The organism is Rhizorhabdus wittichii (assembly GCF_017607425.1).
Classification (GTDB): domain Bacteria; phylum Pseudomonadota; class Alphaproteobacteria; order Sphingomonadales; family Sphingomonadaceae; genus Rhizorhabdus; species Rhizorhabdus wittichii.
This window is the reverse complement of record NZ_CP059319.1, coordinates 3114913-3136912: the sequence shown is the minus strand read 5'-3', so window position 1 is coordinate 3136912 and position 22000 is coordinate 3114913. Positions and strand designations below refer to the sequence as shown.

Sequence of the window (22000 nt, the reverse complement as noted above, 5' to 3'; positions counted from 1 at the left end):
GGCGGTTTCCCCCTGTTACGCCGGAGCTCTCCGGAGCCGCGCGGCTGGATTGCCCCCCCATAGGTCGCGCGGCTCCACTTGGAAGGAGTCGCACCGTTGCAGCAGCATTGGCCATATGAAGGGGAGCCGCATCCGCGCGGGCCATCGCTCGCCAGCCGGACGGCTTCGATTTTCGGCTCGATCGCCTGGGCGGTGCTGGTCATCCTGGTCGTCGGCCTGATCGATCTCTACCTCCACCTCGGCCTCGATTTCGTCGCGGGTGTCCTCTCGACGATCGCCATCTATCGCTCGCTTGCCCGCGATCGCCGGCGGGGGCGCCTGTGATGCGCCTCGCTCGCGCCGCCTATGCCGCGTTCGCGCGCAGCTTCCGCAACCCGGTCGCCGACGCGGCGCTGCCGCTGGCCCTGTTCCTCGCCGCAGTCCCACCCGTCTGCCTGGTCATCGCGATGGTGACGGCATGAGGCCGGCCGACCGCATCTTCCTCGACGCTGCCGTGGCGATCGACGGTCTGCTCAAGGAGCGGGTCCTGTCGCAGCACGGGCACCTCACCGCCTCCGAGGTCTTCGGCATCTACGAGCGGCTGGCCGTCACCATGGCCTTCAACACGATCGGCATCGCAATGGCCGTCGCCTCCACCGAAGAGGGCGCGCGCCGGGCGATCGACATGTTCCAGACCGCGCTGCCGCACCGGATCAGCGAGGGCCTCGACCGGGCGATCGCCGTCGGTCTCGAAGCCCGCGCCGCCAACCCCAACCTCACGTCGCACTGAAAGGACCGGCATGGCTTCGCCCACGCGCCCCTATCTCGTCACCTTCCTCGGCAAGGAACATCTCGTCCAGGCCATCAGCAAGGAGCAGGCGGTTTCCCTCGTCGTCGCGCCCCACGTCACTGGCGTGAAGGCCGCGTCGGCAGCCGAGGTGATGTCCTTCTACCAGCGCCAGCAGGAGAAGGACGTCACCTCGGTGAACGAAGGCGACCGCGCGTTCGTCATCGACCGCCCGAATGTGATGCTGCTCCAAGCCGGCGGCGTGCAGGGCGCCGATCGCGGCCAGACCGGCGAGGATCTGCTGGACTGATGCTGGTCCAGTTCCCCTATTCGCGCCAGCAGCCCGGCGTCGACGCGGTCGAGGAGGGATATTACCTCCTCCGCCGCGAGGGCCGGGTCGACGTGCCGATCCGCATCTGGTTCGGCTGGCCACTCGACCCCGAGACCAACGAGCTGCTCGACCGCAGTCCCCGCTGGCAGATCGAGATCAACGGCATCCTCGCCGGTGATCCCGATGAGCCCGCCTATATCGATGGACGGCCGGTCCTCACGCTGGAAGGCATCTGGCCCGATTGTCGCAAGCATCCGATCGTCCCGGGCCTCGACGGTCTGGACGAGCACGAGAGGCGCGACCGCGAACGCCGCGAATATGAGTTCCGCGTCGCGCGCGCCGAGCATGCGCGCACCTGGGACGCCAACGATCCATTCGCCACCGCCGGCCGCATCGATCCGATGACGGCCCCGCTTCCCGGAGTCTGACCGTGCCCGACGTCACTGGAATGCGGGTGATCAGCCCGTCGAAGCTCGGCCCTTGGGACGGCGGATATGACGAGGGCGAGCGGTTCAGCCGCCCCCAGCTCTATCGGATGGGCCTGATGGGCATCGACCCCGAGACGGTCGAGACCGTGATGGTCAAGGTGGGCGTCGAAGAGTTCCTCTGCCCGATCGTGCAGCGAGGGCACGTCCTGCCGCGCCTCAAGATCATCGCCACCGGCGGCGAGCGCATGTGGATCGACGCGTGATGGGGATCGAGGTCTCCCCCCTGATCGGCGACAACCGCCACAGCCCGGCCGACGACGCGCGCGCGGCTATGCTCGACGTGATCAGACAGCGGCAGCCGCGGATCGACGAGTTCGTCGCCAACCTGGCGCAGCGGACCGTCATGCGAGACCGGATCGATGCCGCCGCCGCGACCGACGTCATCGGCCTCGCCCAGAAGGTGATGGCCGCGATCGGCGAACAGCGGAAGGCGATCTCGTCGCCCTACGATGCCGCCGCCGGCGCGCCGATCATCGTGATGCGCAATGCCTTGGCCCCGCTCGACGCTGAGATCGCGCGTGTCCTCGCGCTGATCGAGGCGTTCGACGAGGCCGAGAAGACGCGCATCGCCGACCAGAGGGCGGAGCAGGCCGCCGAGGAGCAGCGCCTGCGCGATGCCGCGCGGCAAGCGGAGGCCGGGCAGGGGCGGGCGGAGATCGTCTACGCGCAGGGCGGTCCCGTGCCCGACCCTGCACCGGCCGCGCCCGCCGCCGGCCCCGCGCCGATCCGCGGCGACTACGGCTTCTCCTATCGCAAGCGAGCGAAGATCGAGGTCACCGTCGAGGACGTCACCCTGATCCCGCCCGACATCCTGGAAGAGGACATCGTCCAGGCCGCGATCGCAGCGGCGATCAAGGCGCGCGCCACCAAGAACAGCCGGCTCACCGTCGCCGGCGCGACCATCCACCGCGGCACGCGCGGCAGCGTCAACTAGGAGAATGAGTTTGTCCCAGCAGCAGGCGCGCCAGCAGAACCGGGGCGGTGGCAACTACCAGCGCCGCGACCAGGCGCCGGCACCGCGGACCGAGAACCAGCAGCTCAGCGATCAGGCGCGCTATGCCCAGCGCCTCGGCTGGCTGATGGGCGAGATCGAGCAGCTCAAGCCCGAGATCACCGCCGTGCTGCCAGTCGCGGTCAGCTTCGATCGCTTCCGGGTCATCGTTATGATGGCCGTCCGGACCAAGCCGGAGATCCTTGATTGCCACGGCCCATCGGTCGTCACCGCCTGTCTCAAGGCGGCCTATGACGGTCTGATGCCGGACGGCCGTCAGGCCGCGATCATCCCGTCGAACAACAAGGTGACCGAGGGCGGCCGGACTTTCTGGCGGAAGGAGGCCAGATACGGATCGATGGTCGCGGGCCTCCGGATGCAGATCATCAAGGGCGGCAAGGTCGATGATGTGAAGACCGAGATCGTCTATGCGAACGAGGTCACCTCCGGGCGTTTCAAATACCGCCCCGCCGCTGCCGAGCCGATTGTCCACGACGCGATCGTGATCGATTCCGAGCGTGGTCCCGCGGTCGGCGCATATTCCGTCGCCTTTCTGTCGAACGGCCGGGTGACGGCTGAATACATGACCGAGCAGCAGATCCTCGACGTCAGGGATGAAGCGCAGAGCGGGCCGGTCTGGAAAGGCAAGTTCGACAAGGAGATGTGGCGCAAGACAGTGCTGCGTCGCCACCGGAAGGCTCTGCCGGGCTGCAACGACATCATCGACATGGAAGCGCGCGAGATGTTCCCGCAGTTCGCCCAGGCGGTCCTGCCGGCTCCGTCGGCAGCGCCCACCCGGCCGGACCGGCGTGCGTTCCAGCAGATCGACCATGTCCCCGACCTCGCGATCAACGATTTCGGCCGTCCCGGCTTCGGCGGCGGCGAGATGAGCGACGAGGAGATGGAGATCGAGGAGGCGGCTGTGCGCGGAGAGCAACCTGCCCAGCAGCAGATGCGCGCTGCCGACCCGCCCGGCGAGGACGGGCTCAGCAACCAGCAGCCGATGCCCGAGACGCCAGCGGCCTGGGAGCAGTGGGCCGACCGCGTGAAGACGACGGTGCTCGGCTTCAAGGATCTCGATCAGGTCAACGCGTTTCGGCAGCAGCAGCAGCGCTTCATCGACGCATGCCCCGCGCCGCTGTCGGAGGAGGTGAGCGACGGCTTCTTCGACGCGATCGCGAACCTCACCCAGCCGGGCACGACCGAGCAAGGGGAGCGTCGCTGATGTCCGCCACCGCCTATCCGCTGACCTGGCCAGACGGCCTGCCGCGCACGACCAACAAGGCGTCGTCGCAGTTCCGTACCTCGCTGCCATCGGCGCTCAAGAATGTCCGCGCCTCGATCGAGGCATTCGCCCGCGATAGCGGGAGGCGGGTCGAGGGCATCATCCTATCGTCCAACGTCACCCTCGGATCCGAGAAGCCCGCCGATACCGGCGTGGCGGCCTGGTTCGCCTGGGATGGCGCGACCCGATGCATCGCCGTCGACCGCTATCCCAAGGTCGAGGACAACCTGCAGGCGATCCACCACATTCTCGAGGCGCGCCGAACGGAAATGCGGCACGGTGGCCTGCACATCGTGCGGCAGACCTTCAAGGGTTTCATCGCGCTGCCGGCCCCGGAGGGATGGTGGCAGGTGCTCGGTCTCCCGCAGACGGCGACCGCTGCCGACGTGGACAATGCCTATCGTCGGCTCGCGCGCCAAGCCCATCCGGACCAGGGCGGCAGCGATGACGCCATGGCCCGGCTGAACGCGGCGCGCGACGCTGGGAGGGCAGCTCGTGGCTAGACCCGGCCCATACACCTTCCAGGTCTGGAAGTTCCCGCTGGAAATCCGGGATGGCCGGCAGTCGGTCAGCTTGCCGGGCGGTAGCCGGCCCCTCTCGGTGGCAAACCAGCACGGAAGGCTGGTGCTGTGGGCTGCGGTGCGCATGGCGAGCGCCACAGGCGGCGTCTTTCAGAAGAACCCCTTCTACGAAGAGCGCTTCTTTCATGTCGTTCGGACGGGCGTCGACCTGCCGGAGGAATGTGTCCGACCCGACGAGTTCGCCAGCGGCCCGGTGCGGATCAAGTTCCTCGGCACCGCCATGTTCGCCGAGGGTCGGGCCGTTTTCCATGTTTTCGAGGAGGCTGAGCCCGATGGCTGGTGAGGACGACTTCGAGCTCCGCTACCCGCGCCAGCCGATCGACACCGCCCCGCGCGACGGTTCCGAGGTGATCGGCATCCTAGCCGACGACACAGAGATCTTCATGCTCTGGGTCGCGAACACCGGCTGGTTCCGGTCCCTCGGTGCCGGCGAGATCGGCACGGCCGTCCACCCCGTTTCATGGAGGAAGTGCTGATGAAGATCACCGTTGTCCGGTATCGCCGGCTGCAGTCGCACAAGCACGGCTACGGTCATGATGCGTTCGAAGCCGAGGCGCAGGTCGACGACGGCGAGACCGCCGAGGAGGCCGTCGCGGCGCTGCGCGAGTGGGTCGACGGTCAGCTCGCCGCAGCCGCCAAGGTGCTCGACCTGCGCGATACGGTCGAACTGCTGACCCATGAGGTCGAAGTCCAGACACGGACCCGCGATCGCCTCAAGTCCGAGGCGGAGGAGTACCGCAAGATCACGAAGGCCGGCACGGATCTCTATAATCTGGCGGTCCAGGCCGGGCGAAGCGACCTGGTCGATCTGTTCGCCGACGAGATCCCGTTCTGATGACCGCGCTCCTCGCCATCAGCGCCTATCTGGCGGTTGGCGCCTCCATCATGGGCTGGTTCCTTTATGGCGCGGGCCACCGGGATGCGGTCGACTATCTGCCGGCGCTGGCGGCGTGGCGCGTCGTCGCGCTGGTCTGGGCCGTCATCATTCTGTGGCTGCCGGCGGGCATGACCTGGGTCTGCTTCCACGCCGCACATCGCAACGGGCGCCGGCGCCGTGGCTGAGCTTCGCCCCGTCCCCATTTCCCTCTGCGCGCCGGTCGACCGGTACGCCGCCTGGCTTCGCTGGGCCGCGTCCGAACTGGTCTCCCGCGCGCGCCGCTATTCGGAGATTTCCTTTGGCTGAGCAGCATATCATCGAAGAAGCATGGCGTGGCTTCGTCAAGAAGGTCTACGACGCCGAGCTCCCGCGAGAGCAGCACGACGAAATGCGCCGCGTCTGGTTCGCTGGTGCATTCGCGCTCTGGACGAGCCTGATGTCCAATCTCGACGAAGGCGATGATGCCACCGAGTTCGATCTCGGCCGGATGCAGGCTATCGAGAACGAGTTTGAGCGCTTCCAACTGGAAGCCGAGGCCTTGGCCGCTCGATCCGCGGGCACGGAGGCCAGCCTCAAGCCGACCTGCGGCCGAACCGGCTGCGATCGGGCGCCGACCCACTATCTGGTGCTCAAGATCCCGCCGCACGGCGGATCGATGGCTCAGGCGCTCAAAGCAGCCGTCGGCGTCGTGCTCTGTCGCGATCATGCCGAGGAGGCGACGGCCGTCGAGATACTGGCGAACGGCACCGACCGGATCCGCGACGCCGTCACCGCGACCGGCAAGCTCGCCCCTGATTTCGAGCGCGCCGAGATCGAGGTTCGCCGCGTCGGCGATGCTTTCTGGAACGACGTACAGGCGCGGGTGGCGATATCGCAGGGCGGAGGGCGGGCCTGATGGCTGACCTCGCCACCCTCTCGCTCGCCTGGCTGGAGTCCCCGGCCTATGTCGAGCTCACCACCCGGCAGACCGCGATCCTCGCGATCGTGTGCGACTGGCCGGGCGATCATACCGTTCGCAGCCTCGCCCAACGCCTCGGCGTGTCGAAGCCGGTGGTCACCCGCGCGCTGAACAGCTTCGGCCGGCTCGGCCTGGTCAAGCGCGTCGGCGATCCGGATGATCGGCGCGTCATCTTCGCGGTGCCGACCGACGCCGGTCGCGCCGCGCGCCAGGCGATGCGGGAGCTGGCCCATGGCTGAAAACACCAAGATCGAATGGGCGGACAACACCTGGAATCCCTGGATCGGGTGCATGGAGGTCTCGCCGGCCTGCAATCATTGCTTCGCGCGCGTGCTGATGCAGGATCGCCACCACCGCGCGACCTGGGGCCCCGGTGAAGATCGCGTTCGGACGTCGGAGGCCAACTGGCATCTCCCTCTGCGGTGGCAACGCCGACTGGAGAAGACCGGCGGGATCGAGACGGTCTTCTGCCTGAGCCTGGGCGATATCTGGGACAAGGAGGTCGATCCCTTCTGGCGCCGCGAGGTGTTCACCATCATCGACCACACGCCGAACCTGCTCTGGCTGCTGCTGTCGAAGCGCATCGGCAATGCCGTGCGGATGGTCCAGGAGGGCATGAACCGGCACCGGCTGCCGACGAATGTCATGCTCGGCGCCACCGTCGTGAACCAGGAGGAATGGGACCGCGACGTTCCCAAGCTCGAGGTTGCCGCGCTCGAGCTGAGCGACCCGCGGGATCCGATCAAATCCTTCGTCTCCATGGAGCCGCTGCTCGACGATGTCATCATGCGTGGCAACAGCATCCCCGACTGGATCATCGTCGGTGGCGAGAGCGGGCACGGCTGGCGCGACATGCCGTTCGATCGCGCCCGGAGCATCCGCGACCAGACGCACGCCCATGGCCGGAAGTTCTTCTTCAAGCAGGCCGCCGGCAAGCGCGCGATCCCCGAGGATCTGCTGATCAGGGAGTTCGTCCACAAATGACCGACCGTCCCGCAATATTCTCTCCGGCCATGGTGCAATCTCTGCTTCTGGGCTGGAAGCTGCAGACCCGCCGGTTGGAGGATTCTCCGCTCAGGAATGCCGAGCCCGGCGATCGTCTCTGGGTGCGCGAGAATTTCCATACCGAAGCCTGGTGGGACGCGCTCCGCAAGGAGCACCGCCACGAGCTCGCGCTGAGCGGCCATTGGCCCGGAGCAGTCTGGTATCCTGCCGGCGAACTGTTCCAGTTGGCTGGACAGAAGACTATCACCCACATCAGCGGGCTCGACCTCGACGCACAATGGACCAAGGGCAAGCAGTGGCCCTCGATCCACATGCCCCGCTGGGCCTCCCGCATTACGCTCCTCGTCGAGGCCAAGCGGTTCGAGCCGCTGCAGGATATCAGCGAGGCCGATGCCATTGCGGAGGGGATTGAGCCTGTCGACATCGCCGGCCAACGGGCATGGAAGAGCTACGAGACCTTTCCCGATGGCACCCCTCATCCGCACGCCGTTGTGTCCAACCGCTCGGCGGTCACCAGCTATCGCGAGCTCTGGGACAGCCTCCATCGGAAAGAGGGCGAGCGCTGGGCGGACAACCCCCGTGTCCTCGCGCTGACCTTCCGCGTCATCCACGAGAATATCGATCGGATCGCGGCATGAAGAAGGAGCGCTGGTCTTATTCCTGCGAGGAAATCGCGCTGCTGCGGGAGCTTTGCAGCTCGAAGATCCCGCTGTCGTGGAAGGAGATCGCCGTCCGTTTCCCGGGGCGGTCGATCCACGGTTTGCGCGACAAGGCGAAGCACCTCGGCTTCACCCGTTCAAACGGCCAGGTGGGGCGCCCTCGCAAGCTCGTCACCAACCTCGACGCGGTCGTTGACCGGGACGATGATGCCTGGGCGAGCAAGGCGGAGGTCGCGAGCGTCCGCCTCGGCGTAGCGATCGATGCGATGCTGGCGCGCACCGGCATGAGGCTGGCGGCATGAGCGATCTCAGCCTCCGCGAGATGGTCGAGTTGACCCGCGACGCGCTGATGGCGCGCGAGGAGGTCACCGACATGCACACCGGGCCCCGTTCGAACGAGCTCTGGTTCCACCATCGCGATGGCCGCGAGATCCGCGTCGCCATCCAGGTGTTCGAGAAGCACCCATGAACGGCACCCAGCCCCGGCGCGCGCCGCTGCGCGACGCGAAAAACCCGCTCCTGCAATGGCCGGCGGCCGATGCGCGGCAGCGGATACACATCGAGCCGGTCGGTGCTCGCGTCGCCTGGTCGTTCGGCCCGCGGGATATGAAACGACAAGCGGATACCGCGGGCCAGGCGCTCGACGCCGCGCTCGAGCGCATCGGCCATGAGGATGCGGTCATCATCTACGGTGGGCGGCCGTGACGGCCCCCGCGCGCATCACCCAGGCCGATATGGAACGGGCGACCAAGGCCGTGAAGGCGGCCGGGATCGAGCGCGCGCGGATCGTCATGGATTTGTCGAACGGCCGGATCGAAGTCATCCTCGGCGCACCCGAATCGGTGAGCGCGGAGACGAAGGACGATGGCTGGGACGACGATGAATAGGCCGCTGCCTCCCAATGTGAACGCCGTGCCCGATCGGCATGGCAAGATCCGCTACCGCTACAGGCGCAGCGGCGTGACGGGCGGCTATCTTCCCGGCGCGCCGTGGTCGGTCGAGTGGCTGGAGAAGCTGGCCGAGTTTCAGGGACAGGAGGCTGCGCCGAAAATCCGCGCTGTCAGCCCGGCCAAAAAGCTCGTGCCCTATTCGATGGATCAGCTCGCCTCGCTTCTGCGCGGTACGCTCAGATGGAAGAGCCAGGCGGCGGACACCCAGCGCGTTTATGGCCGGATGATCGACCGCCTGCTGGATGAGACCAACCATAAGGGCATCCGCTTTGGCGCGCGCGACGCGCGGCAGATTACCGTGGCCAGCCTCGAGAAGCTGCTAGCGCGCTATGCCGATCGGCCGGGCGCCGCGAAAAAGATGCGCGACGTTCTGAAAAGGCTGTTCAAGACGGCCGTGAAGCATAGCTGGCGGCGGGATAATCCGGCCGCCGAGACCGACGCGATCCCGCAGAGAGGTGATGGCCACCACACCTGGACCGATGCCGAGATCGAGCAGTATCGGGCCAAGCACGCCTACGGCACGACGGCGCGGCTCGTTCTCGAGCTCGCTCTGAACACGGCTGCTCGTCGCTGCAACCTCGCCACGCTTGAAAGGTCGGCGATCATTGACGGTCACATCGCAGTCGATCACGTGAAGGACGGTGAGCCGACCCTAGTCGAACTAACGGCGGAAGCGCGGCTCGCACTGGAAAAGCGGCCCTCGACGCATATCCGCTACCTGATCGCCAATGCCTATGGGAAACCTTACACAAAGAACGGGTTCGGCAATCGGATGAAGGAATGGGCTGACGCTGCTGGACTTCCTGCGGGGCGCACACTTCATGGATTGCGCAAGGCGAGATCGCGCCAACTCGCCGAAGCGGGCGCCACCAATGCCGAGGGCCGGGCGATCACAGGCCACAAGACTGATGCAATGTTCAATCATTATGCCGCGAAAGCCAATCGGACCCGTCTCGCCGGTCAAGCGATGGCGAAATTGCGTGGTGATATTTCGGGAGGTGCGGAATGATCCTGCCGGCCGGCGTCAACGCGGTTAAGGATCGCCATGGGAAAACCCGCTATCGCTTTCGCCGCGTTCGAATGCCGTCGAGATACCTGCCTGGTGAGCCCGGATCAGACGTGTTCATGGCAGCATACGATGAATGCCTTTCCGCCATCGAACGACCGAAGCCGCCAAGACCGCCGAGGCGGAAGCCGAAAGTCTTATCCGGTCAACCCTATGTGTATTTCATTGGAGAGCGTCGCGGACCGGTGAAGATTGGAACGTCCAACGACGTCATGCGCAGGCTATGCGACATGCAGGTGAGTTACCCTCGACGCCTCTCTGTGCTGGCCGTCACTCCCGGCGGAGCGGACATCGAGCGGATGTATCATCAGCACTTCGCCGGCGATCGGATGAGCGGAGAATGGTTCCGCCGGACCCCGGCACTGATGGCTGAAATGAAGCGCCTGCGAGACGCGAACTTGTCCAACCGAAAAAGCGGATCGAAATGATCGCCTTGTCCAACCTCAATAAGGAATTGAAAATGCGTGATTCTCGGCGCGACGTGGTGGAGCTGAGGGGAATCGAACCCCTGACCTCTGCAGTGCGATTGCAGCGCTCTCCCATCTGAGCTACAGCCCCGCACGTCGGGCGCTCCCTCTAGCGGCACGTCGCCCGCGATGCAACAGCCCAAAATCATGCGGCGGCGGAAAGTGTCGCGAAGCGTTTCGGTCGCGACGAACCGTCCGTCGCCAAACCCCGCCCATTGGCCCCACCGGATGGGAACGGCGCCTCAGCGCAAGGCGTTTCCGCACCATTCCGAACCGACGCCGCCACCGCCGACGACGCCGGCCTTTCTTGGTCTGAGCAGGAGGATGCCATGGGTTATGAACGCAGCACCGGTCGCTATTATCGCGACGAGGGCGACCGGCGATACGGCCTGCCCGATCGCGGCGACGATCGCGATCGGGCGTATCGCGACTATCGGGCGCGGTCCTGGGACCACGGCCAGCCGCGCGACTATGACGAGGATCGCGGCTTCCTCGATCGGGCCGGCGACGAACTGCGCTCCTGGTTCGGCGACGAGGAGGCCGAGCGCCGTCGCCGCTGGGACGAACGGCTCCGCCAGCGCGACCATGATCGCCGCTATGGCGACGCCGACGCCTATGACGGTGGCCGTTACGCCGGCGCCCGGGCGGGCGACCTGCGCGGCCCCGACGCGGGCGGGGGCTTCTACAATCCCTCGGGCGCCGACTATGGCGTCGGCCGAGGCGCGGGCGCGACCAGCACCTGGGGCCTGGGCGGCGGCGCGGCGCACGACGGCTGGGGCCTCGATCCCAATTATCGCGCCTGGCGCCGCCGCCAGCTTGCCGAGCTCGATCGCGACTATGAGGATTATCGCCGCGAGAACGAGGCCCGCTTCCACAATGACTTCGGAAGCTGGCGCAGCAATCGCCAGTCGCAGCGCGCCTCGCTCGGCCATGTCCAGGAGCATCAGGAGGTGGTCGGCGCCGATGGCGCCCATATCGGCACGGTCGATCATGTCCGCGGCGACCGCATCCTGCTGACCAAGGGCGACCGCGACGCCGGCGGCCATCATCATTCGGTGCCCTGCGCTTGGATCGCCGAGGTCAGCGACAAGGTGACGCTCAACCGCACCGCCGCCCAGGCCCAGGCGGCCTGGAAGGACGAGGAGCGCAGCGAGGGCCCGCATTATCTCAACCGGGCCTTCCCGGGCACCTACTGACCGTCTCCTCGCTGGAGGGAAGGGCCGGTCCTCGCAAGAGGATCGGCCCTTTTTCTTCGCGCCTCCGGAGTCGCGCCCTTGATGCGGTGCAGCATGACGCCCAATATGGGGGGCATGGCAGACGCCGAACCCAGCAAGCGCGCCGCCGCCCGGCAACGCCGGGCGGGCCTGCCGTTGCCGGATCAGGTCGCCCTGGTGCTGCAGGGCGGCGGCGCGCTCGGCGCCTATCAGCTCGGCGTGTTCGAGGCGCTCGACGCGGCGCGGATCGAGATCGACTGGGTCGCCGGCATCTCGATCGGCGCGATCAACGCCGCGATCATCGCCGGCAACCCCTGCGAGCGGCGGCTCGAACGGCTCCACGCCTTCTGGGACAAGGTCACCGAGGCGCTTCCCGCGCTCGCCTTGTTCGACGGCGACTATGGCCGCGAGGCGCTGCACCAGGGCGCGGCGGCGCTGGTCGCGACCTTCGGGGTGCCCGGCTTCTTCCGGCCCCGCCTGCTCCCCCCGTTCGTCGCGCCGCCGGGCAGCGCCTCGGCGCTCAGCTTCTACGACAGCGCCCCGCTCGCCGACACGCTCGACGAACTGATCGACTGGGACCTGCTCAACGACGGGCCGATGCGGCTGTCGGTCGGCGCGGTCGAGCTGGAGAGCGGCAATTTCCGCTTCTTCGACAACCGCACCGACCGGATCGACGCGCGCCACGTCATGGCGTCGGGGGCGCTGCCGCCGGGCCTGCCGCCGGTCGAGATCGACGGCAAGCTGTGGTGGGACGGCGGCCTCGTCTCGAACACCCCGCTCAGCCATGTCGTCGAGCATCAGGACGGCGACCTGCTCGTCTTCCAGGTCGATCTCTTCCCCTCGACGGCGGAGCGGCCGCGCACGATGCTCGACGTCCTCGCGCGGGAGAAGGAGATCCGCTATTCGAGCCGCACCCGCCAGATATCCGACCAGCTGATCCGCATGCGCCGCGACCAGGAACAGGTCGCCCGCCTGCTCGACAAGCTGCCGCCGGGCATGGCCGACGATCCCGACGTCCAGGCGCTGCGCGCCCGTACGCGCGCATCGAGCCTCAGCCTCGTCCAGCTTATCTATCGCGCCAATGCCTGGGAGGGCGGGTCGCGCGACTATGAATTCTCGCAGCGGTCGATGCGCGACCATATCGCCGCCGGCCGCGCCGCGATCGCCGAGACCATGACCCGGTCCGAGCTGATCGCCCGCAACATCTATGACGGCCGCACCGCCGCCTTCGACCTGACCCACCGCTAGACGATACGGAGATTTCCCCCATGTTCCTGAAGGGCAAGACCGCGCTGATCACCGGCTCCACCTCCGGCATCGGCCTCGCTTATGCCAAGGCGCTCGCCGCCGAGGGCGCCAATGTCGTGATCAACGGCTTCGGCGACGCCGACGCGATCGAGGCCGAGCGCAAGGCGCTCGAGGCGGCGAGCGGCGCGCGCGCCCTCTACAGCGGCCACGACCTGACGAAGGTCGATCAGATCGAGGCGATGATGGCGGAGGCCGCCGCCGCGTTCGGCGGGGTCGACATCCTGATCAACAATGCCGGCGTCCAGCATGTCGCCCCGGTCGAGGAATTCCCGGTCGACAAGTGGAACCTGATCATCGCGCTCAACCTCACCAGCGCCTTCCACACCACCCGGCTGGCGCTGCCGGGCATGAAGGCGAAGCGCTGGGGCCGGATCATCCAGACCGCCTCCGCCCATTCGCTCGTCGCCTCGCCGTTCAAGGCGGCCTATGTCACCGCCAAGCACGGCCTCGCCGGCTTCACCAAGACGGTCGCGCTCGAGGCGGCGACCTTCGGCGTCACCGCCAACTGCATCAGCCCCGGCTATGTCTGGACCCCGCTGGTCGAGAACCAGATCCCCGACACGATGAAGGCGCGCGGCATGACCCGCGAGCAGGTGATGAACGACGTGCTGCTCGCCGGCCAGCCGACCAAGCAGTTCGTCACGGTCGAGCAGGTCGCGGCGATGGCGCTCTACCTCTGCCGCGACGAGGCCTCCGCGATCACAGGCGCCAACATGTCGATCGACGGCGGCTGGACCGCGCAATGATGCCGTCGTGCCCGGTCTTCGACCGGTCACGAGCGGGCGCCGCTCAAGCGCCGCGCGGGCTTTGCCGGGGAAGGGCGGGCCGGGCTCGCCCTTCCCCGGCATAAGCGGCGGAAATCGTTCGACTTGCCAAGCAGGGGCGGGCCGGGCAGGCTGGGCTTTTCGAAGGGCGAGAGGAGACGATCGCTTTGCCGCATGTCCGAATCGGCCTCGCCGGTGCCCTGCTGCTGACGGTGGCGGCCTGCGGATCGAAGTCGATCGATCGCGAGGCGCCCAGGCCGCGCCCGAACGACTGGCGGCAGATCGTCACCGCGCCCGATCGCGACCGGCTGGCGCGCTGGCGCGCCGCCTGGATCGCCGGGCTCGACAAGGCGACGGCGGCGGGCAACGCGGCGCAGGTCGCGGCGCAGGGGCCGCTGCTCAAGCCCGACGCCGCGCTCGACGATCCGCTGCCGCCGCAGGGCGACTATAGCTGCCGGGTGATCAAGATGGGGGCCCAGACCAAGGGCCTGATGGACTATGTCGCCTATCCCTATTTCAACTGCCGGATATCGATGCTCGACGGGCGGCTGCACCTCGCCAAGCTCAACGGGTCGCAGCGCCCGGTCGGCGACATCTTCCCCGACGAGGGGCGGCGGATGATCTTCCTGGGCGCGATGACGCTGGGCGACGAGGCGCGGCCGCTGCCCTATGGCCGCGACGGCGAGCGCGACATGGTCGGCGTGGTCGAGCGGGTCGCGCCGCAGCGCTGGCGGATCGCCTTTCCCTATCCGCGCTGGGAATCCACGATCGACATCTTCGAACTGATACCGAAGGGGTGAGAATGAAAAAGCTGACGTCCCTCCTGGCCCTCTCCGCGGCCTGCATCGCGGCGCCGTCGCAGGCCGATCCGCTCCAGGATGCGGTGAAGGCCGACCTGCCCAGCCTCACCGCCATCTATCGCGACCTGCACGCCCATCCGGAGCTCAGCTTCAAGGAAGGGCGCAGCGCCGGGATCATGGCGGCCGAGGCGAAGAAGGCCGGGTTCGAGGTGACGACCGGCGTCGGCGGCACCGGCGTCGTCGCGGTGCTGCGGAACGGGCCGGGCCCGGTGCTGCTGCTGCGCGCCGACATGGACGCGCTGCCGGTCGCCGAGCAGACCGGGCTGCCCTATGCCAGCCAGACCCCCGGGGTGATGCACGCCTGCGGCCACGACACGCACATGGCGAGCTGGATCGGCACCGCGCGGCGGATGGCGGCGATGAAGGGCGACTGGTCGGGCACGCTGGTGATGATCGGCCAGCCCGCCGAGGAGATTGGATCGGGCGCGCGGGCGATGCTCAAGGACGGGCTCTACATCCGCTTCCCCAAGCCCTCGACGGTGATCGCCTTCCATGATTCGGCGGCGCTTCCCGCCGGGACGATCGGCATCGTCGACGGCTATGCGATGGCCAATGTCGATTCGGTCGACATCGTCGTGAAGGGGGAGGGCGGCCACGGCGCCTATCCGCACCTCGCCAAGGACCCGATCGTCATCGCCTCGCGGATCGTCTCGACCCTGCAGACGCTGATCTCGCGCGAGATCGATCCGCTCGAATCGGGGGTGGTCACGGTCGGCAGCTTCCAGGCCGGCACCAAGCACAACATCATCCCGCCCGAGGCGCACCTCCAGATCACCGTGCGCTCCTACAAGCCGGAGGTGCGCCAGCACCTGCTCGACGGTATCGCGCGGATCGCGAAGGGGGAGGCGATCGCGGGCGGCATGCCCGACGACAAGCTGCCGGTCGTCACCCTCGCCGACCAGCGCACCCCCGCCACCTTCAACACCCATGAGATCACCGCGCGGATGACCGACGTCTTCACCGCGCGCTTCGGCAAGGACCGGGTCGTGCCGGCGCGCGCGCAGATGGGCGGCGAGGACTTCAGCGAATATTATCTCGCCGACACCTCGGCCCAGGCGCTGCTGCTCTGGGTCGGCGGCGTCCGCAAGGACAAGTGGGACGCCGCCGGGGGCGACATCACCAGGCTGCCGTCGATCCACAGCCCCTTCTGGGCCCCCGACGCCGACGCCGTCATCTCGACCGCGGTCGAGGCGATGACCACCGCGGCGCTGACCGTGCTGAAGAAATAGGTTCGATCCCTCTTTTCCGTCATCCCGGCGAAAGCCGGGATCTCCCTGCCTTTCCACGCTGCGGCAGGAGAAACGAAGAGAAGGGGGATCCTGGCTTTCGCCAGGATGACGGTTTCCGGACCTCAGTCCGACAGCGTCTGCGCGATCACCGTGGCGAGCTGCTCGATCCGGTAGGGCTTGGAGATCACCGGCGCGTCGGCGAAGCCGCTGTCGGCGGGCAGCCCGTCATAGCCGGTCGCGAAGATGAAGCGCTTGCCGGCGTCGCGCAGGTGCTGCGCGACCGGCAGGCTGTTCTCGTCCTTCAGGTTGAGGTCGAGCAGCGCGATGTCGAAATCGGTGTCGGCCGCGCGGGCCAGCGCCTCGGCGACCGAGACGGCGATCGCCGCCGTCTTGCAACCACATTCGTCGAGCATGTCTTCGGCGGTCATCGCGATGATCGTATCGTCTTCGACGATCAGGACCCTCGTCCCCACGGGGGGCTGGCTCACAGTCACATATCCTCGTCAACGCCCCAGGACGGCCTTGATGGCGGATATTTGCGGGGGACGCAATTGCCGTTCGCTGACGCCGTGTCTTTACGGATACAATTTACGGGTACAGCCGCGCCGCCCTGAAAGGATGACGCCCGCCGGACGCTGGTGGATCGTATCCAACAAAAGCGATCGCTTTTGTTGGAGGTCCGATCCACCTAGCCTAAGCTGGTGGTCTGTTTTTCCGAAACGGATGCGGATGCATCCGTTTCGGACAGACCACCGCGTCCGGCGGGCGTTTCTCTTCCTCCCCAGGAAAAGAGCGGGGCGCCGTGCTTACAAGCTGGAGGCCTTGCCAAGCCCGGCGCTGTTCGAATCTCCTCCATTCTCCTGCCCGATCGATCGGCCGGCCGCCATCGCGACGACGACGATTTTGATGTCCGGATGTCGCCCGAACTGCTAATCGGAGTGTAATCTTGTAAGAACCTTACTCATTCCTTCGCGGAGGGCGATCGGCATGGCCAAGCAGGGCATATTGGCGGGGCCGCGGATCAAGCGGCTGCGGCGCGACCATGGCCATACCCAGCAGGCGATGGCCGAGATGCTCGGCATCTCCGACAGCTATCTCGCGCTGATCGAGGGCAATCGCCGGCCGCTGACCGCCGGGCTGATCCTCAAGCTCGCCGAGCTGTTCGACTTCGACATCCGCAGCCTCAGCCAGGAGGAGCCGGGCGGCGGATCGGCGGCGATGCGGCGGCGGCTGTCCGATCCGCTGTTCGCCGACCTGTCGATCGACCGCGCTGAGCTGGAGGCGTGGATCGACAACGCGCCCGGCGGGATCGAGGCCTTCGCCCGGCTGTTCGACCGCTGGCGGGAGGGCGGCGGCGCCGGCATGGCGGGCGAGGGGCCCAATCCGGTGATGGCGGCGCGGCGCGAGATCGAGCGGTGGCGCAACCATTTCGCCGATCTCGACGCCCAGGCCGAGGAACTGGCCGACGAGCTGCGCATCGGCGCGGGCGACCTCTACGGCGCGATCGCCGAACGGCTGCGGGTCAAGCATCAGCTCACCATCCGCATCCTGCCGTTCGACGTGATGCCCGACCGGTTGCGCCGGCTCGACCTCCACGCCCGCCAGCTCCAGCTCTCCGAGCTGCTCGACCCCGCCGCGCGCACCTTCCAGGCGGCGTTCCAGCTCGCCCAGATCGAGGCGCGGGCGGGGATCGACGCGCTGGTCGCCGGCGCGGCGTTCGGCGATCGCCCGGCCGAGCGGCTCTACCGCCGCCACGTCACCTCCTATTTCGCCGCCGCGCTGATGATGCCCTATGGCCGCTTCCTGCGCGCCTGCGAGACGACCGGCTACGACATCCAGCTCCTCCAGCGCCGCTTCGGCGCGGGGTTCGAGCAGGTCGCGCACCGGCTGACCACCTTGCAGCGGGTCGGCGCGCGCGGGCTGCCCTTCTTCATGCTGCGGATCGACCGGGCGGGGCAATTGTCGAAGGGCTATGCCGGGGCCAGCGGCTCGGCGCTGATCGATGCGGTCCACCGCTGCCCGCTCTGGGCGATCCACCAGGCTTTCGACCAGCCGGGCCGGCTGATCCGCCAGCTTGCCGAACTCGAGGACGGATCGCGCTGGTTCACCGTCGCGCGCAGCGTCCGCCACCATGGCGGCGCGGCGGGGGTGCCGGCGGCCGAGCATGTCGTCGCGCTCGGCCTCGCCGCCGACCATGCGGCGGCGCTGGCGATCGCGCGCGGGATCGATCTCGGCGGCCCGGCCGATCCGATCGGCCTCGGCTGCACCCATTGCCAGCGCGCCGATTGCGTCCAGCGCGCCGCCCCCCCGCTCGGCCGCGCGCTCACCATCAACGAACGCGAACGCGGGCTGGCGCCCTTCTCCTTCGTCGGGGATTGAGGGGCCTCCTTTCGGTCATCCCGGCGGAGGCCGGGATCTCAGGCGTCTCCTGCCTCGACCTTTTCTCCTCTCTCCCGAGATCCCGGCCTCCGCCGGGATGACGGTGGGGGAATCACACCGCCGTCGCCGCAGCAGCATCGAGCGCCGCCTTCTGCCCGCCCGACAGCGTCAGCGTCAGCGCCGGTAGCAGGCTCTCGACCTGCGCGACGCTGGTCGCGCTGGCGATCGGCGCGGTGATGCCGGGGGTGGCGAGGATCCAGGCGATCGCGACCTGCGCCACGGTCGCGCCGGTCTCGGCCGCCACCTGGTCGAGCGCGGCGAGCACGGCGTCGCCGCGCGGGCTGAAATAGTCGCCCAGCCACTGCGCGCGGGCGCCGCCCTTCATGTCCTCGGGCTTGCGATATTTGCCGGTCAGGAAACCGCCGGCCAGCGCATAATAGGACAGCACGCCGATCCCCCGGTCGAGGCAGAATTGCCGATAGGCGGCGGGGAAGCGGTCGGCGGTCATCAGGTTGAAATTGGGCTGGATCGCGCCATAGCCGACGAAGCCCTCTCGCGCGGCGACGTCGAGCGCGGAGGCGAGCCGCTCCTGCGGGAAGTTCGATGCGCCGATCGCGCGGACCTTGCCCGCCTTCACCAGCCGGTCGAACGCCTCGGCGACCGCTTCCTGCGGCACCGTCTCATCGTCGACATGGGCATATTCGAGGTCGATATAGTCGGTCTGCAGCCGGCGCAGCGACGCCTCCACCCCGGCCGCGATCACCGCCGGGTCGAGCCCCTTCCTGCCGTCGATCGGCAGCAGCCCGACCTTGGTCGCGACCTGGATGCGGTCGCGGTTGCCGCGCGCCTTCATCCAGGCGCCGATCACCGTCTCGGACTCGCCGCCCGCCTTGCCGGCGAAGGCGGAATAGACGTCGGCGGTGTCGATCGTGGTGATGCCCGCCGCCGCGAAGGCGTCGAGGATCGCGAAGCTCGTCGCCTCGTCGGCGGTCCATCCGAACACATTGCCGCCGACGACCAGCGGCGACACCGACAGGCCGGTGGCGCCCAGCGCGCGTTTCTCGATCATGATGGGCTTCTCCTCACGGTTCGGGACATTTCCGGATTCGATCGAATCCTACCGTTTTCCGTCATTCCCGCGAAAGCGGGAATCCACGGTCACGGAGCATTCGATCTCTCGCGGGCCGCCGTCCATGGATTCCCGCTTTCGCGGGAATGACGGAGGGGGCTGGAGAAACCCGACCGCGGTCAGAAGGGGGCGTCGAGCGTCTCGTGCCCCCTGGCCTTGAGCGCCTCGACGATCGTCTTGACCTCCTGGCTGCTGCCGCGCGGCAGGATCATCACCGCGTCGCGCGTCGCCACCACGATCAGGTCGTGGATGCCGGCGGTGGTGACGACCGGCCCTTCGCTGCGGATCAGGCAGCCGCTGGTGTCGAGCGCCACGACGTCGCCCTGGACGACGTTGCCCTGCTCGTCGGGAAGGCCGAGCAGGTGCAGCGCGTCCCAGCTCCCGACGTCGGACCAGCCCATCTCGACCGGCACCACGGCGACCCGGTCGGCCTTCTCCATCACCGCATAGTCGATCGATTCGGACCGCACCGACAGGAAGGCCTCGGCGGCCGGGATGACCATGCTGCCGTCGCGCGCGGCGCCGTCGAGCGAGGCGCGCACCGCCGCCAGCATCTCCGGCTCGAACCGGTCGAGCGCGGCGAGATAGGCGTCGGCGCGGAACAGGAAGATGCCGCCGTTCCAGCTGTAGTTGCCCTCGGCCAGATAGGCGCGGGCGCGGTCGAGGTCGGGCTTCTCGACGAAGGCGTCGACCTTCTGCACGCCCGGCGCGATGTCCGCGCCGCGGCGGATATAGCCATAGCCGGTCTCGGGCGTGTCGGGGGTGATGCCGAAGGTGACCAGCCATCCGTCGCGGACCAGCGGCATCGCCGCCGCGATCGCGGCGTGGAAGGCGGCGACGTCGTCGATCACATGGTCGCTCGGCATCACCAGCAGCGGCGCGTCGGGCGCCGATTCGAGCGCGGCCAGCGCGATCGCGGGGGCGGTGTTGCGCCCCGCCGGCTCCAGGATGATCGCCGCCGGCCGGTCGTGCTGGAGCTGGGTCGCGATCTCGGCGGCGTGAAGCGCGTTGGTGACGATGATCGACGGGCCGAAGCGCGCCCGGTCGGCGCAGCGCCCGGCGGTCATCTGCAACATCGTCCGTTCGCCGGTCAGCGCCAGCAGCTGCTTCGGCCGGCGCGACCGCGACAGCGGCCACAATCGGGTTCCGGACCCGCCCGACAGGATGACGGGGGTTATCAAGGTGGTGGAAATGGCGGGCTCCATGGTCCAGAAGGGGCGGGCCGTTATCGGATAGCAACCGGTCGAGCGGCAAGGGGGTTTCATGACGTGGGGGATGGAACCGGTGGCGCGGTTTAGGCGATGCTGAGGATCTTCAAACATTATATCGCCTATCCGGTGCTGCTTCTCTGCGTGGTCGACTTCGCGGTGCTGCTGCTCGTCGCCGAGGCGGGCTGGGTGCTGCGCCTGCGGCAGATCGGTGCCGATCCGGGATCGGTGTGGGGCCGGCTGCCCCAGCTGCTGACCTTCGCGCTGGCGATCCAGGCGCCGATGATCGGCGTCGGCGTCTATGCCGCGGAATCGATGCAGACCTTCCGCTTCGCGGCGGCGCGGCTGCTGGTCGCGATCTCGCTCGGCGTCATCCTGATCTCGGTGCTGCACTTCGTCTCGCCCGGCATCACCCTGTGGCGGTCCAACTCGCTCTACTCGATGGTGCTCGCGGTCGTGCTGCTGCTGATGGTGCGCGTCCTGCTCGGCGGCTTCGTCAGCGGCGACAGGTTCAAGCGCCGCATCCTGCTGCTCGGCGCCGGCCAGCGCGCCAGGCGGGTGGCCAATCTCGAGAATCGGGTCGGCTCCAGCTTCCTGATCGCCGGCTGCGTCGACATGAAGGACGCGCCGCCGCAGATCGAGACGGCGATCTCGCGGACCGAGGTCGAAAGCCTGTCCGAGCTGGTCGAGACGACCCAGGCGAACGAGGTCGTCCTCGCGCTCGACGAACGCCGCAACACCGTGCCGGTCGACGCGCTGCTCCGGCTCAAGACCACCGGCGTCCACGTCACCGACATCTCCGACTTCCTCGAACGCGAGACCGGGCGGATCGACCTCGACACGGTGCGGCCGTCCTCGCTGATCTTCTCCGACGGCTTCTCCTCGGGCCGCGAGCTGTCGATGGTGCTCAAGCGCGGCTTCGATCTGCTGCTCAGCGCCTTCCTGCTGATCCTCGCTGCGCCGATCATCCTCGTCACCGCGCTGCTGGTGAAGCTCGACAGCCCCGGCCCGGCCTTCTACCGGCAGGTCCGCGTCGGCCGCTTCGGCGCGACCTTCGAGATCCTCAAGCTCCGCTCGATGCGGCAGGATGCGGAGGCCGGCGGCGCCGCGATCTGGGCGCAGCAGGGCGACCCGCGCGTCACCCGCATCGGCAAGATCATCCGCCTGATCCGGGTCGACGAGCTGCCCCAGCTCTGGACCGTGCTGAAAGGGCAGATGAGCTTCGTCGGGCCGCGCCCCGAACGCCCCGAATTCGTCGCCGAGCTCGAACGGCAGATCCCCTTCTATGCCGAGCGGCACATGGTGAAGCCCGGCATCACCGGCTGGGCGCAGATCAACTATCCCTATGGCGCCAGCCTCGACGATGCGCGGCACAAGCTCGAATATGACCTCTACTACACCAAGAACTACAGCCCCTTCCTCGACCTGCTGATCATCCTCCAGACGATGCGCGTCCTGCTCTGGGCCGAAGGCGCCCGGTAAGAC

Annotated in this window: 34 protein-coding genes and 1 tRNA gene; 31 read left to right on the top strand and 4 right to left on the bottom strand. The window is 67.9% G+C overall.

The genetic code is table 11. From position 1 onward, the window contains the following. The first annotated feature begins 96 nt into the window (after positions 1–96). From HRJ34_RS14760 to HRJ34_RS14650, 24 genes are read left to right on the top strand one after another with little or no spacing between them, the layout of a single operon-like run. Positions 97–324, top strand: coding sequence for a hypothetical protein (locus HRJ34_RS14760; RefSeq protein WP_208631617.1), 228 nt, complete (start codon positions 97–99; stop codon positions 322–324). Next, complete coding sequence (locus tag HRJ34_RS14755) at positions 324–461, top strand: hypothetical protein (RefSeq protein WP_208631616.1); 138 nt, start codon at positions 324–326, stop codon at positions 459–461. Before HRJ34_RS14760 ends, HRJ34_RS14755 begins: the two co-directional genes overlap by 1 nt. Then, entirely contained in the window at positions 458–769 is a 312-nt protein-coding gene (locus tag HRJ34_RS14750) for a hypothetical protein (RefSeq protein ID WP_208631615.1), read from the top strand. The genes HRJ34_RS14755 and HRJ34_RS14750 overlap by 4 nt, the downstream gene beginning before the upstream one ends. A 10-nt stretch (positions 770–779) precedes the next feature. Further along, positions 780–1076, top strand: coding sequence for a hypothetical protein (locus tag HRJ34_RS14745; RefSeq protein WP_208631614.1), 297 nt, complete (start codon positions 780–782; stop codon positions 1074–1076). Beyond that, the gene (locus HRJ34_RS14740) at positions 1076–1525 is read left to right on the top strand and encodes a hypothetical protein (RefSeq protein WP_208631613.1); all 450 of its coding nucleotides are present in this window, start codon (positions 1076–1078) and stop codon (positions 1523–1525) included. Before HRJ34_RS14745 ends, HRJ34_RS14740 begins: the two co-directional genes overlap by 1 nt. 2 nt (positions 1526–1527) lie before the next feature. Next, positions 1528–1788 (top strand): hypothetical protein, encoded by a 261-nt coding sequence (locus HRJ34_RS14735; protein ID WP_208631612.1) that lies wholly within the window; start codon positions 1528–1530, stop codon positions 1786–1788. Further along, positions 1785–2519 carry a hypothetical protein gene (locus tag HRJ34_RS14730; protein ID WP_208631611.1) on the top strand — a complete coding sequence of 245 codons (735 nt, stop codon included), beginning with the start codon at positions 1785–1787 and terminating at the stop codon, positions 2517–2519. The genes HRJ34_RS14735 and HRJ34_RS14730 overlap by 4 nt, the downstream gene beginning before the upstream one ends. 4 nt (positions 2520–2523) lie before the next feature. Then, positions 2524–3801 carry a recombinase RecT gene (locus tag HRJ34_RS14725; RefSeq protein ID WP_226948796.1) on the top strand — a complete coding sequence of 426 codons (1278 nt, stop codon included), beginning with the start codon at positions 2524–2526 and terminating at the stop codon, positions 3799–3801. Further along, positions 3801–4364: a J domain-containing protein gene (locus HRJ34_RS14720; RefSeq protein WP_208631609.1), complete on the top strand. Its 564-nt coding sequence runs from the start codon at positions 3801–3803 to the stop codon at positions 4362–4364. The genes HRJ34_RS14725 and HRJ34_RS14720 overlap by 1 nt, the downstream gene beginning before the upstream one ends. Further along, a complete protein-coding gene (locus HRJ34_RS14715; RefSeq protein ID WP_208631608.1) occupies positions 4357–4725 on the top strand; it encodes a DUF7352 domain-containing protein in 369 nt (122 codons plus the stop codon). Before HRJ34_RS14720 ends, HRJ34_RS14715 begins: the two co-directional genes overlap by 8 nt. Beyond that, complete coding sequence (locus HRJ34_RS14710; RefSeq protein ID WP_208631607.1) at positions 4715–4918, top strand: hypothetical protein; 204 nt, start codon at positions 4715–4717, stop codon at positions 4916–4918. The genes HRJ34_RS14715 and HRJ34_RS14710 overlap by 11 nt, the downstream gene beginning before the upstream one ends. Continuing rightward, complete coding sequence (locus HRJ34_RS14705; protein ID WP_208631606.1) at positions 4918–5277, top strand: hypothetical protein; 360 nt, start codon at positions 4918–4920, stop codon at positions 5275–5277. The genes HRJ34_RS14710 and HRJ34_RS14705 overlap by 1 nt, the downstream gene beginning before the upstream one ends. Further along, the gene (locus HRJ34_RS14700) at positions 5277–5504 is read left to right on the top strand and encodes a hypothetical protein (protein WP_208631605.1); all 228 of its coding nucleotides are present in this window, start codon (positions 5277–5279) and stop codon (positions 5502–5504) included. The genes HRJ34_RS14705 and HRJ34_RS14700 overlap by 1 nt, the downstream gene beginning before the upstream one ends. Further along, positions 5497–5625: a hypothetical protein gene (locus tag HRJ34_RS29475; RefSeq protein ID WP_264319400.1), complete on the top strand. Its 129-nt coding sequence runs from the start codon at positions 5497–5499 to the stop codon at positions 5623–5625. The genes HRJ34_RS14700 and HRJ34_RS29475 overlap by 8 nt, the downstream gene beginning before the upstream one ends. Next, complete coding sequence (locus HRJ34_RS14695) at positions 5618–6214, top strand: hypothetical protein (RefSeq protein WP_208631604.1); 597 nt, start codon at positions 5618–5620, stop codon at positions 6212–6214. Before HRJ34_RS29475 ends, HRJ34_RS14695 begins: the two co-directional genes overlap by 8 nt. Further along, positions 6214–6516: a MarR family winged helix-turn-helix transcriptional regulator gene (locus tag HRJ34_RS14690; RefSeq protein ID WP_208631603.1), complete on the top strand. Its 303-nt coding sequence runs from the start codon at positions 6214–6216 to the stop codon at positions 6514–6516. The genes HRJ34_RS14695 and HRJ34_RS14690 overlap by 1 nt, the downstream gene beginning before the upstream one ends. Next, the gene (locus HRJ34_RS14685) at positions 6509–7261 is read left to right on the top strand and encodes a DUF5131 family protein (RefSeq protein WP_208631602.1); all 753 of its coding nucleotides are present in this window, start codon (positions 6509–6511) and stop codon (positions 7259–7261) included. Before HRJ34_RS14690 ends, HRJ34_RS14685 begins: the two co-directional genes overlap by 8 nt. Next, complete coding sequence (locus HRJ34_RS14680; protein WP_208631601.1) at positions 7258–7920, top strand: hypothetical protein; 663 nt, start codon at positions 7258–7260, stop codon at positions 7918–7920. The genes HRJ34_RS14685 and HRJ34_RS14680 overlap by 4 nt, the downstream gene beginning before the upstream one ends. After that, positions 7917–8243, top strand: a complete 327-nt coding sequence (locus tag HRJ34_RS14675; RefSeq protein WP_208631600.1) for a hypothetical protein — start codon at positions 7917–7919, stop codon at positions 8241–8243. The genes HRJ34_RS14680 and HRJ34_RS14675 overlap by 4 nt, the downstream gene beginning before the upstream one ends. Further along, a complete protein-coding gene (locus HRJ34_RS14670; RefSeq protein WP_208631599.1) occupies positions 8240–8410 on the top strand; it encodes a hypothetical protein in 171 nt (56 codons plus the stop codon). Before HRJ34_RS14675 ends, HRJ34_RS14670 begins: the two co-directional genes overlap by 4 nt. Beyond that, the gene (locus tag HRJ34_RS14665; protein ID WP_208631598.1) at positions 8407–8646 is read left to right on the top strand and encodes a hypothetical protein; all 240 of its coding nucleotides are present in this window, start codon (positions 8407–8409) and stop codon (positions 8644–8646) included. The genes HRJ34_RS14670 and HRJ34_RS14665 overlap by 4 nt, the downstream gene beginning before the upstream one ends. Beyond that, positions 8643–8828, top strand: a complete 186-nt coding sequence (locus tag HRJ34_RS14660; protein ID WP_208631597.1) for a hypothetical protein — start codon at positions 8643–8645, stop codon at positions 8826–8828. The genes HRJ34_RS14665 and HRJ34_RS14660 overlap by 4 nt, the downstream gene beginning before the upstream one ends. Then, positions 8806–9900, top strand: a complete 1095-nt coding sequence (locus tag HRJ34_RS14655) for a tyrosine-type recombinase/integrase (protein ID WP_208631596.1) — start codon at positions 8806–8808, stop codon at positions 9898–9900. The genes HRJ34_RS14660 and HRJ34_RS14655 overlap by 23 nt, the downstream gene beginning before the upstream one ends. Continuing rightward, entirely contained in the window at positions 9897–10385 is a 489-nt protein-coding gene (locus tag HRJ34_RS14650) for a GIY-YIG nuclease family protein (protein ID WP_208631595.1), read from the top strand. Before HRJ34_RS14655 ends, HRJ34_RS14650 begins: the two co-directional genes overlap by 4 nt. Positions 10386–10439: 54 nt before the next feature. Here HRJ34_RS14650 and HRJ34_RS14645 read toward each other — a convergent pair. After that, a tRNA-Ala gene (locus HRJ34_RS14645) sits at positions 10440–10515 on the bottom strand. A 238-nt stretch (positions 10516–10753) separates the two neighbouring features. Between HRJ34_RS14645 and HRJ34_RS14640 the strand changes: the two genes are divergently transcribed. From HRJ34_RS14640 to HRJ34_RS14620, 5 genes are all read left to right on the top strand, one after another. Next, the gene (locus HRJ34_RS14640; RefSeq protein WP_208631594.1) at positions 10754–11620 is read left to right on the top strand and encodes a DUF2171 domain-containing protein; all 867 of its coding nucleotides are present in this window, start codon (positions 10754–10756) and stop codon (positions 11618–11620) included. Positions 11621–11734: 114 nt separating this feature from the next. Beyond that, positions 11735–12886: a patatin-like phospholipase family protein gene (locus HRJ34_RS14635; RefSeq protein ID WP_029548594.1), complete on the top strand. Its 1152-nt coding sequence runs from the start codon at positions 11735–11737 to the stop codon at positions 12884–12886. A 20-nt stretch (positions 12887–12906) separates the two neighbouring features. Then, on the top strand, positions 12907–13692 hold the full coding sequence (locus tag HRJ34_RS14630; protein ID WP_208631593.1) for a 3-hydroxybutyrate dehydrogenase: 786 nt from the start codon (positions 12907–12909) through the stop codon (positions 13690–13692). A 185-nt stretch (positions 13693–13877) separates the two neighbouring features. Next, on the top strand, positions 13878–14510 hold the full coding sequence (locus tag HRJ34_RS14625) for a DUF4893 domain-containing protein (RefSeq protein WP_030091773.1): 633 nt from the start codon (positions 13878–13880) through the stop codon (positions 14508–14510). Positions 14511–14512: 2 nt separating this feature from the next. Next, on the top strand, positions 14513–15799 hold the full coding sequence (locus HRJ34_RS14620; protein ID WP_208631592.1) for a M20 metallopeptidase family protein: 1287 nt from the start codon (positions 14513–14515) through the stop codon (positions 15797–15799). A 122-nt stretch (positions 15800–15921) separates the two neighbouring features. Here the strand turns inward: HRJ34_RS14620 and HRJ34_RS14615 are convergent, their stop codons facing one another. Then, on the bottom strand, positions 15922–16287 hold the full coding sequence (locus HRJ34_RS14615) for a response regulator (RefSeq protein WP_012049622.1): 366 nt from the start codon (positions 16285–16287) through the stop codon (positions 15922–15924). Between the two features lie 499 nt (positions 16288–16786). Here HRJ34_RS14615 and HRJ34_RS14610 point away from each other — a divergent pair, with 499 nt between their 5' ends. Further along, entirely contained in the window at positions 16787–18178 is a 1392-nt protein-coding gene (locus HRJ34_RS14610) for a helix-turn-helix domain-containing protein (RefSeq protein WP_012049623.1), read from the top strand. A gap of 112 nt (positions 18179–18290) precedes the next feature. Here HRJ34_RS14610 and HRJ34_RS14605 read toward each other — a convergent pair whose 3' ends face one another. Together HRJ34_RS14605 and HRJ34_RS14600 are read right to left on the bottom strand one after the other, a co-directional pair. Further along, positions 18291–19247 carry an aldo/keto reductase gene (locus HRJ34_RS14605; protein WP_208631591.1) on the bottom strand — a complete coding sequence of 319 codons (957 nt, stop codon included), beginning with the start codon at positions 19245–19247 and terminating at the stop codon, positions 18291–18293. Positions 19248–19426: 179 nt separating this feature from the next. Further along, positions 19427–20512, bottom strand: coding sequence for a mannose-1-phosphate guanylyltransferase/mannose-6-phosphate isomerase (locus tag HRJ34_RS14600; protein ID WP_208631590.1), 1086 nt, complete (start codon positions 20510–20512; stop codon positions 19427–19429). A 96-nt stretch (positions 20513–20608) separates the two neighbouring features. Here HRJ34_RS14600 and HRJ34_RS14595 point away from each other — a divergent pair, with 96 nt between their 5' ends. Then, a complete protein-coding gene (locus HRJ34_RS14595; protein ID WP_016744836.1) occupies positions 20609–21997 on the top strand; it encodes a TIGR03013 family XrtA/PEP-CTERM system glycosyltransferase in 1389 nt (462 codons plus the stop codon). Positions 21998–22000: the final 3 nt, after the last annotated feature.